Origin of the sequence: Prevotella sp. C561, from assembly GCF_000224595.1 — a bacterium.
Lineage (GTDB): Bacteria > Bacteroidota > Bacteroidia > Bacteroidales > Bacteroidaceae > Prevotella > Prevotella jejuni.
The window spans coordinates 21,301-31,072 of the sequence record NZ_JH114156.1; the positions used below are offsets into that span (position 1 = coordinate 21,301).

The following is a 9,772-nucleotide window of genomic DNA, read 5'->3' on the forward strand; positions in this document are numbered from 1 at the left end:
AGAGGCCTTTCTGCTAACAGGGGGAACCCACAAAACGCCTGGCAAGCAGGCGACAGATATCACAGAATTTTACTGCTGAGATTAGCTTAAACACTCTGTGTTATCGGTTGACTTAATGTCTCTGTGCAACCCTGTACGCTCTGTTCTTCTGTGTAACTCTGTGAGAGAAAGAAAAAGAAAACATGAGAGAGAGAGCGGCCCCTCCCCTTCCCCTCCCCCGAAGGGAAGGGGCGTAATCACCGAGATACCCCTATAAAAAGGATGTAGGCTTCGTTATGTCCCTTAATGGCGGTCTTGTAGGGGTAACCTCACATATCACGCCCCTCCCTGCGGGGGAGGGGTTGGGGGAGGGGCCACTCTCTTATGGGTTCGAAACTGTGCGCAATAACGCTCTGTTAAATCTGTGAGATCTGTGAGAGAAAAAACTCTCCAGCGAGTTGTTTGTGTGTCATCTCATAGAGAGGGTGCGTTCTATTTCTCACAGAAAGACACAGATGAACAGAACACACAGGTTTCCACAGAGACATTAAGTCAACCGATTTCACAGAACCTTACAGCCAACGTTAGCTAATCATCAGCACCTAACACTCATCACCCAACACCCTTCTTTAGCAATAACGTTCTGTGAATTCTGTATGCCGGAGGCCTTCTGTGAGTTCGAAACAGTGCGCAAAAAGGTTCTGTTAAATCTGTGAGTTCTGTGAGAGAAAAAATGTTTTTTGTGAGAGATAGAACTCCACACACGACTCCTCAATGTTCATTTTCTCACAGAAAGACACAGAAGAACAGAATACACAGGTTTCCACAGAGACATTAAGTCAACCGATTTCACAGAACTTTACAGCCAACGTTAGCTAATCATCAGCACCTTACACTCATCACCTAACACCCACCAAGGCTTTTCATTAACACCCACCACTCAACACCTAACACCCACCAATCACCACCTACCACCCACCACTCAAGCCCTAACTTGGCTATATATAATAAGGAGTAGTTGGTTGAGAGTATTGAAGGATGACAATAATAGAAAATGAGGGGAGCGTTATTGGCTTACGTATTAGATATTAGCTGCCAGAATGTTGGTTGTTAACAGGTGGTGTTAAGGACATTGACTAAGTACGTGCGGGATATTGGTACATGATGTGTTAGGTCTTAGCACGGAGAATGTTGGGTGTAGCTATGTGACGTGCGGGGTATTGGTAAAATAATAAGAGAGGGTAGGTAAGGGCGTTGTAATTGTCTGGTAGTGTGTAAAGTATGGGATGATAGATAGCATAATAATAGTCGCCTCTCCCAAAGAGTAGGGAGAGTAATTTAGATAACTATATCGAGTAAATAGGGGTATCACGGTAATCACGCCCCTCTCCATTCGGAGAGGGGTTGGGGGTGAGGCTTCTGTTGGGTGTCGATGGTAGGCTGTTAGTGGGTTGTTAATCCTACATAAAGCCTTGTTCTTTCAGCGTCTTTAGCAACACTTCCGAGATTGCTTCATTCGCCTCCTTAGTATATCTTAGGTCGGTGAACACCTGTGCGAGTGTCTCTTTATGGTTGACTTCCACAAAGTGTTTATTCTCTTCGAGTTGTTCCTTAGGGGTGTAGAACGCATCAATGCGGGATGGAGTATAATCGTTGTAAGTCTCGTTATGGATGATACTATCGATAGGCAGGCGGTCGGTGAGGGGTGGGTTCTCATCAGGCCAACCGAGGGTGATGGTTGCAACAGGCATCACAAGGCGAGGCAGACCAAGCGTCTTAATAATCGACTGCGGGTTATAGATGGTTGTTCCTAAGAAACATGTGCCTAATCCCTCCTCCTCGGCAAGGTTGCAAAAGGTCTGACAGTAGAGCAGTGCATCAGTAGCCGCATTGAGGAACGAAAGGAAATTGTCGTATCCAGGCATAGCCTTACGGTTCTCCGCCCAAAGCGTAGTACGACGGAAGTCAGCGCAGAACGTGAGTACAACAGGAGCCCCAGTCACCATCGGTTGATTAAAGTGAGCCGGTGCAAGTTGCGCCTTCTTCTCCGCTTCCCGAGTAATGACAACCGAGTAGAGCTGCAGGTTACCCATTGTAGGAGTACGTTCCGCCTTCTCCAACAAAGTTCTTACTAAATCCTCAGACACCTCCTTTGAGGTATATTTCCTTATAGTCCTTCTGTTATTAAACATTTCCATTTTAGATGATTTTAGTGCTACAAAGTTAAGTAAATGTTTTCTATTTTGGAAAACAATTCGTAACTTCGCAGACGAAAAAAATCTAAAACAACGATAATGACAACCAATCAAACTTACTCTTTCGACGAAGCCTTTCAAGCTACCTTAGCTTATTTCGGTGGCGACGAACTTGCTGCTCGAGTGTGGGTCAACAAGTATGCGATGAAAGATAGCTATGGTAACATCTACGAGAAGTCGCCAGAACAGATGCACTGGCGCATAGCTAACGAGATAGCACGTATTGAGCAGAAATATAAGAATCCATTGACGGCACAAGAGGTGTTCGACCTCTTAGACCATTTCAGATATATTATCCCAGCTGGTAGTCCGATGACTGGTATTGGTAACAACCATCAGGTGGCATCGCTCTCCAACTGTTTTGTCATCGGCTTAGACGGTAATGCCGATTCATACGGTGCTATCATGCGTATCGACGAAGAGCAGGTACAACTGATGAAACGCCGTGGTGGCGTTGGTCATGACCTCTCTCACATCCGTCCGAAAGGTTCGCCAGTGAACAACTCAGCCCTGACCTCTACTGGTCTTGTCCCTTTCATGGAGCGTTATTCGAACAGTACACGTGAGGTGGCACAGGACGGTAGGCGTGGAGCCTTGATGCTTTCGGTAAGTATCAAACACCCCGATTCAGAGGCATTCATCGATGCCAAGATGGAAGAAGGTAAGGTGACAGGTGCCAATGTGTCTGTGAAGATAACCGACGAGTTCATGCAAGCCGTCGTTGAAGGTAAACCTTACGTACAGCAGTTCCCTATTGATAGCGATGAGCCAGCCGTTACCAAGGAGGTATCGGCCAAGGAACTGTGGGAGAAGATAGTACATAACGCATGGAAGAGTGCCGAACCAGGCGTGTTGTTTTGGGACACGATTATCCGTGAGAGCATCCCCGACTGTTATGCTGACCTTGGTTTCCAGACCGTTTCAACAAACCCATGTGGAGAGATACCCCTCTGTCCTTACGATAGTTGTAGACTCTTGTCATTGAACCTCTACTCCTACGTTATCGACCCATTCACAGACCATGCACGCTTTGACAAAGAGTTGTTTGAACGTCATGCACAGCTCGCACAGCGACTTATGGACGACATCATCGACCTTGAAATGGAGAAGATAGACCTCATCCTAACGAAGATTAAGAGCGATCCACAGCAAGATGAGGTGAAGAGTGCAGAGTATCATCTCTGGGAGAAGATAAAGAAGAAGAGTTGTCTGGGCCGACGCACAGGAGTGGGTATTACGGCCGAGGGCGATATGATAGCTGCCATGGGCTTACGTTATGGGACGCAGGAAGCGACCGACTTCTCCGTTTCCATTCATCGTGCATTAGCTCTGAATGCTTATCGTTCGTCAGTGACAATGGCACAGGAGCGTGGTGCCTTCGAGATATATGATGCTAAGCGTGAGGCGAACAATCCGTTTATTCTACGATTGAAGGAGGCCGATGCGCAGCTCTACGAGGATATGAAGAAGTATGGTCGTAGGAATATAGCCTGCTTGACGATAGCCCCTACGGGTACAACCTCGCTCATGACGCAGACGACATCAGGTATCGAACCAGTCTTCATGCCTGTCTATAAGCGTCGTCGTAAGGTTAATCCTAATGATACAGACGTACATGTAGACTTCGTCGACGAGGTTGGCGATTCCTTCGAAGAGTACATTGTCTACCACCGTAAGTTCCTTACATGGATGGAGGTGAACGGGATTGACACACAAAAGAGGTATAGCCAAGAAGAAATAGACGAACTTGTGAAACGCTCTCCTTATTATAAAGCAACGGCAAACGACGTCGACTGGTTGATGAAGGTGCGTATGCAAGGTGAGATACAGAAGTGGGTTGACCACTCTATATCCGTGACAGTGAACCTACCTAACCAAGTTGATGAGGCTCTGGTTAATAAGCTTTATGTTGAGGCATGGCGTAGTGGATGCAAGGGCTGCACCATCTATCGTGATGGAAGCCGCTCGGGTGTGATGATATCAGTGTCAAAGAAAGACAAGACCAAGGAGAACAAGCCTGCTGATGAGGAGAAGGCAAAGGACTTAAACTCTGCTGAAGAGCATCACGAGCACATCTGCAATCATCCACAAGTCATTGAGGTACGCCCAAAGGAACTGGAGTGTGATGTCGTGAGGTTCCAAAACAACAAAGAGAAATGGGTGGCCTTCGTAGGTTTGTTAGAGGGTTATCCCTACGAGATCTTCACGGGCTTGCAAGATGACGAGGAGGGTATTGCCCTGCCAAAGAGCGTTACAAAGGGTAAGATTATCAAGCAGACCGCAGAAGACGGTACGCATCGTTACGACTTTCAGTTTGAGAACAAGCGTGGTTATAAGACCACTGTCGAGGGCTTATCAGAGAAGTTTAATCCAGAGTATTGGAACTATGCGAAGCTAATCTCTGGCGTCTTACGCTACAGAATGCCAATCGATCATGTCATCAAGCTCGTCGGCTCGCTGCAACTAAAGAGTGAAAGCATTAACACATGGAAGAATGGTGTGGAGCGCGCATTGAAGAAGTACGTCACTGATGGGACCAGTGCTTCAGGCTTAAAATGTCCTGTTTGTGGGCAGGAGACCCTTGTCTATCAAGAAGGTTGCCTTATCTGTACCAACTGTGGGGCCTCACGTTGCGGATAGCACTCAGTATGAACCCAGAGGACAAAGGCCTTCTTTTGTCCTCACTTCTCGTAAGTAATGATGAAAATAATGACAAGTTACATTTTTCTGCAGGGTCTCCACTTCCATGCTCGCATAGGAGTTGGAGCGCAGGAGCGTGTTGTTGGTAATCTTTATGTTGTCGATCTCCGTATAGGCTATCCGTTTGCTAAGGCCATGGAGAGCGATGATGTCGCCGACACGCTGAACTATGCAACGGTATTCGACATCGTTAGAGAAGTGATGAGCCGACCCGCCCGTCTGTTAGAGTCAGCTGCTGGTTCCCTTGTTAAAGAGTTGTCAGTCGCCTTCCCAGAGATAAGTAGTATCGACTTAAAGATAGTCAAGAAAAACCCACCCATGGGTGCTGATAGTGAAGGGGCAGGCGTTGAATTACACTTAATAAATGATAAAACCAAAGATTAGAGCCATGGTTTCCCACCGAAAAGCCGTATCTTTGTTCCCTAAAGAATTAAGTATGTTTAAGAAAATATCGCTTCTCTTTGTCTTCTTGGTCATGTTTGCTGGTCTTACATGGGCTGCAAACGGGCGTTTCACACTGGTTATCGACCCCGGTCATGGTGGTCATGATGCTGGTGCGATAGGTGCTATATCCAAAGAGAAGGACATCAACTTGAATATAGCCTTGGCTTTTGGGCGTTATGTAGAGCGTAATATGCCCGATGTCAATGTGATTTATACGCGTAAGAGCGATGTGTTCATTCCTTTACATCAGCGTGCTGATATAGCCAACAAAGCAAAGGCCGACCTCTTTGTATCGGTCCACACGAACTCTGTAGCCTCTGGTCGGTATGTGAAAGGGTTCCAAGTTTACACCTTAGGTATGCACCGTGCGAAGGATAATCTTGACGTGGCTAAGCGAGAGAACAGCGTTATCTCTATGGAGAAAGGCTATCAGCAGACCTATCAGGGCTTCGACCCTAACTCGTCAGAGAGCTATATTATGTTCGAGTTCATGCAGAATGCGAACATGGAAAGGAGTGTTGAGCTGGCAAGAATGATACAGAACGCTGTCTGCTCATCGGCTGGTCGTATCGACAAGGGTGTCCATCAGGCTGGTTTCCTCGTCCTTCGTGAGAGTTATATGCCGAGTTGTCTGATAGAGTTAGGCTTTATCACTGCAGCAGACGAGGAGGAGTACCTTAACTCACCAGAGGGTATTGATGCCATGGCGAGGGGTATCTACAATGCTTTCGTACAGTATAAGAACAAGTACGACACCCGCATCGTCGTCCCTTACCGGCCTGTTGAGAATAAGAAGATAGTCATCGATCGTGTCATCCCAACGGCCCCTGTCGACAAACCTCGTACGGTTGTACCAACGGAGCGACGTCAGACTGTCTCACAGACTGAGAAGCCCCGTCGTATGAGTAAGGTGGAAGAGGCTAAGAAGCGAATATCGGCTGCTATCAAAGACCTCCTGCCGACGTGCGACGACCGTACTACAGCCCAGGCGAGCGTACCTGTGTTTAAGATACAGGTCATGGCCTCCAACAAGCAGCTACACGCTGGTAGTCCGCTCTTCCGAGGCCGCACAGACATCGACTGTACGCAAGAGGGCAATTATTATAAGTACACGGTAGGGTCAAGTACGAATTATAATGAGATAGCGCGCATGCGCAACAATCTATTAAAAGACTTCCCACAATCGTTTATAATTGCCTATAAAGACGGCTCACGAATGGATGTCAACCAAGCGATATCAGAGTTTCTAAGGAATAAAAAGAATAAGTAAAGTAAACAAGATATGAAGAAAGTATTTACGCCACAAGTAAAGATTGCCGTAGTAGCACTACTTGCGATCGTTGTATTGTTCTTTGGGATCCAGTTCCTGAAAGGTCTGTCTCTCTTCTCGAATGATGCGCATTATAGGATTAAGTTCAATGATATCACGGGCTTATCCACGTCTACTCCTGTCTACGCTCGCGGCTTTAAGGTCGGTGTAGTGCGTAATATCGACTACAACTATGATAAGTTAGGCGAGTCTATCACCGTTGATATCGATGTAGATAAGACCATGAAGGTGCCAGAAGGTACTACTGCTGAGATTATTAGCGACATCATGGGTAATGTGAAGGTAGTCTTGAAACTTGGCGAGAGTAAGACGTTGTTGGCTGCTAACGGGTGGATAGACGGTCGCATCAACGATGGTACTTTGGGCGACATAAAGGGTATGGTGCCTGCTATTCAGAAGATGTTACCTAAGGTAGACAGCATCCTTGGAAGCGTGAACAGCCTCCTTGCCGACCCAGCCCTGCGTACTTCGCTTCATAATGTGGAAGATATAACCACCAACCTCACCACCACTTCTCGCGAACTCAACCAACTGCTCGCACAAGCCAATGGTGCTTTGCCTACTGTGGTAGGGAAGGCTGGCCGAGTGATGGACAATGCCAACGGCGTAATGCTCAATGCTAACAAGGGCATAACAGAGGCGCGTGGGGCCATCCGTGGTGCTAACACGATGATGGGCAACCTTAATAATAAGGTGAACGAACTTGACATTGCGACGACAATGGCTAAGGTGAACGCTACTATCGACAATATGAACGCCTTTACAGCTAAGCTGAATAGCAACGAGGGAACATTAGGCTTAATGCTTAACGACGCTAATCTGTATAATAATCTGAATAATACAGTGCGCACAGCAGATAGTCTTTTGACCAATGTCAAGGCTCATCCGAAACGTTATGTACACTTCTCTCTATTCGGGAGAAAGGACAAGTAATTTAAATAAGGTCTAAATAGAACGGTCGATGTTTCACACACAAGGGATGCGTGTTGAAGCCTTTTGAGTATCAGCTTCTTCCCGTCTCCCTTGCTGTTGTTTCACTACTTGGGTCGTTTTCGTGGTTAGCAGTAGTAAAGTACTTGTTCTTCAAATACTTAGAAATACACAACTACGCTTATATGCTACCTGAGATACAAGATGACGCAAAGTCCACAAATATAACGTTTTACACCTTTTTATAATTAAGAGGTATAGAGTTAGCGATAGTTCTCTTTATAAATAAATTACTATCTTTGCACTATCAAATAATAAACAAGGGGTAGTTGGCATGCCAATACCCCATAGAAAGACATAGAAACGATAGACAACCAGTTATGAACGCGAGTCCTAAAACACTTTGGGATAGTTGTCTCCAGCTCATAAAGGAGAATGTGACCGAGCAGCAATTTGACACTTGGTTCCGTCCGATTGTACTCCAATCGTACAAGCCAGCATCAAAGACTTTGTTAGTGCAGGTCCCAAGTCAGTTCGTATATGAGTATTTGGAAGGACATTACGTAGACTTGCTACGTAAGGTCCTCACACGTGTTTTCGGACAGGGAGTACAGCTTACTTACCGCGTGATGGTTGACCAGGAAAATCACTTATCACAAGACTTAGAGCAGGACACTATCGAGGACGTGGCTTCACAACGCCCTACAGCACGGGCTAACCAGAGCCCTACAGTGCTCGACACTGTACCGCAAGACCTTGACTCACAACTCGACCCTCATAAGTCATTCAGCAACTATGTGGAAGGTGACAGTAATAAGCTACCACGTTCTATCGGCCTTTCTATCGCAGAGCACCCTAACACAACGCAGTTTAACCCTATGTTCATCTATGGTCCATCGGGCTGTGGAAAGACCCACCTTATTAATGCTATCGGATTAAAAGCTAAGCAGCTTTATCCGCAGAAACGTGTGTTATATGTCTCTGCTCGCCTCTTTCAGGTGCAGTACACCGACTCTGTTCGACAGAACACTACCAACGACTTTATCAATTTCTATCAAACGATTGATGTCTTGATAGTCGATGACATACAGGAATGGGTTACTGCTACGAAGACGCAAGACACCTTCTTCCATATCTTTAATCACCTCTTCCGCAATGGTAAACGAATTATCTTAGCAAGCGACCGACCACCCGTCGACCTCAAGGGAATGAACGACCGCCTGCTAACACGTTTCTCTTGTGGTTTGATAGCAGAGTTAGAAAAACCTAACGTACAGCTCTGTGTGGATATTCTCCATAGTAAGATAAAACGCGACGGACTCAATATACCAGAGGACGTGGTGCGCTTCATTGCCGAAACAGCTAATGGTAGCGTGCGCGATCTGCAGGGTGTTATTAACTCACTCCTTGCTTACAGCGTTGTCTATAACAGTAATATTGATATGCGACTGGCTGAGCGTGTCATCAAGCGTGCCGTGAAGATTGATGATGAACCGCTTACCATCGATGATATCTTGGATAAGGTTTGCTCGCATTATAATGTTACGATGACAGCTGTCAACTCTCGTTCGCGTAAGAAAGACATAGTGATGGCACGCCAAGTGAGCATGTATATGGCACAGAAATACACTAAGATGCCTGCAAGCCGTATCGGTAAGCTGGTCGGAAACCGCGACCACAGCACCGTAATCCACAGTTGTTCCAAGATAGAAGACCGTCTGAAGGTTGACAAGGGCTTCCATGCTGAGCTCGCAAGTATCGAAAACTCGTTTAAGTTAAAAGCATAAGGTATTAGTTTGAAAGTCTGCTGCATGGTCGTGGCAGGCTTTTTTGTTCCTCTTGCTGAGGGTGAAATGATACTGTAAACGAGTGGTAGAGTGTGCAAAACCAGCTGGCTGCATGGGGCGGTGGTCGTGTTTTCTCTCATAGAGGACATTCTTTTTCTCATAGAGGGTATTTTTTCTCTCACAGAGCGCACAGAGTTCACTGAGCATTTAGGCGCACGTTTTGAGCGCACAGAAGGCCTTCGGCATACAGAGAACACAGAGCGTTTCAGCTAAAGATGGGTGTAAGGTTCTGTGATATCGGTTGACTTAATGTCTCTGTGGAATGCTGTGTGTTCTGTTTATCTGTG

6 protein-coding genes are annotated in these 9,772 nt (G+C 46.3%); 5 read left to right on the forward strand and 1 reads right to left on the reverse strand.

The window, feature by feature from the left end:
• Window positions 1–1,439: 1,439 nt before the first annotated feature.
• On the reverse strand, window positions 1,440–2,177 hold the full coding sequence (locus tag HMPREF0666_RS14155) for a nitroreductase family protein (RefSeq protein WP_042856449.1): 738 nt from the start codon (window positions 2,175–2,177) through the stop codon (window positions 1,440–1,442).
• Between the two features lie 96 nt (window positions 2,178–2,273).
• Between HMPREF0666_RS14155 and HMPREF0666_RS14160 the strand changes: the two genes are divergently transcribed.
• The 5 genes from HMPREF0666_RS14160 to dnaA all read left to right on the forward strand — a co-directional run bounded on the left by HMPREF0666_RS14160 (window position 2,274) and on the right by dnaA (window position 9,425).
• Window positions 2,274–4,874, forward strand: a complete 2,601-nt coding sequence (locus HMPREF0666_RS14160) for an adenosylcobalamin-dependent ribonucleoside-diphosphate reductase (RefSeq protein ID WP_009013055.1) — start codon at window positions 2,274–2,276, stop codon at window positions 4,872–4,874.
• Between the two features lie 69 nt (window positions 4,875–4,943).
• Window positions 4,944–5,318, forward strand: coding sequence for a dihydroneopterin aldolase (folB, locus tag HMPREF0666_RS14165; RefSeq protein WP_009013056.1), 375 nt, complete (start codon window positions 4,944–4,946; stop codon window positions 5,316–5,318).
• Window positions 5,319–5,370: 52 nt separating this feature from the next.
• A complete protein-coding gene (locus tag HMPREF0666_RS14170) occupies window positions 5,371–6,648 on the forward strand; it encodes an N-acetylmuramoyl-L-alanine amidase (protein ID WP_042856450.1) in 1,278 nt (425 codons plus the stop codon).
• A 12-nt stretch (window positions 6,649–6,660) separates the two neighbouring features.
• Window positions 6,661–7,641: an MlaD family protein gene (locus HMPREF0666_RS14175; RefSeq protein WP_009013058.1), complete on the forward strand. Its 981-nt coding sequence runs from the start codon at window positions 6,661–6,663 to the stop codon at window positions 7,639–7,641.
• Between the two features lie 377 nt (window positions 7,642–8,018).
• On the forward strand, window positions 8,019–9,425 hold the full coding sequence (dnaA, locus tag HMPREF0666_RS14180) for a chromosomal replication initiator protein DnaA (RefSeq protein ID WP_009013059.1): 1,407 nt from the start codon (window positions 8,019–8,021) through the stop codon (window positions 9,423–9,425).
• The last annotated feature ends 347 nt before the right edge of the window (window positions 9,426–9,772 follow it).

What these genes read in the sequence shown, in the direction of transcription:
- HMPREF0666_RS14155 (WP_042856449.1), bottom strand. Translation starts at nt 2,177, where the DNA reads ATGGAAATGTTTAATAACAGAAGGACTATAAGGAAATATACCTCAAAG.
- HMPREF0666_RS14160 (WP_009013055.1), top strand. Translation starts at nt 2,274, where the DNA reads ATGACAACCAATCAAACTTACTCTTTCGACGAAGCCTTTCAAGCTACC.
- folB (WP_009013056.1), top strand. Translation starts at nt 4,944, where the DNA reads ATGACAAGTTACATTTTTCTGCAGGGTCTCCACTTCCATGCTCGCATA.
- HMPREF0666_RS14170 (WP_042856450.1), top strand. Translation starts at nt 5,371, where the DNA reads ATGTTTAAGAAAATATCGCTTCTCTTTGTCTTCTTGGTCATGTTTGCT.
- HMPREF0666_RS14175 (WP_009013058.1), top strand. Translation starts at nt 6,661, where the DNA reads ATGAAGAAAGTATTTACGCCACAAGTAAAGATTGCCGTAGTAGCACTA.
- dnaA (WP_009013059.1), top strand. Translation starts at nt 8,019, where the DNA reads ATGAACGCGAGTCCTAAAACACTTTGGGATAGTTGTCTCCAGCTCATA.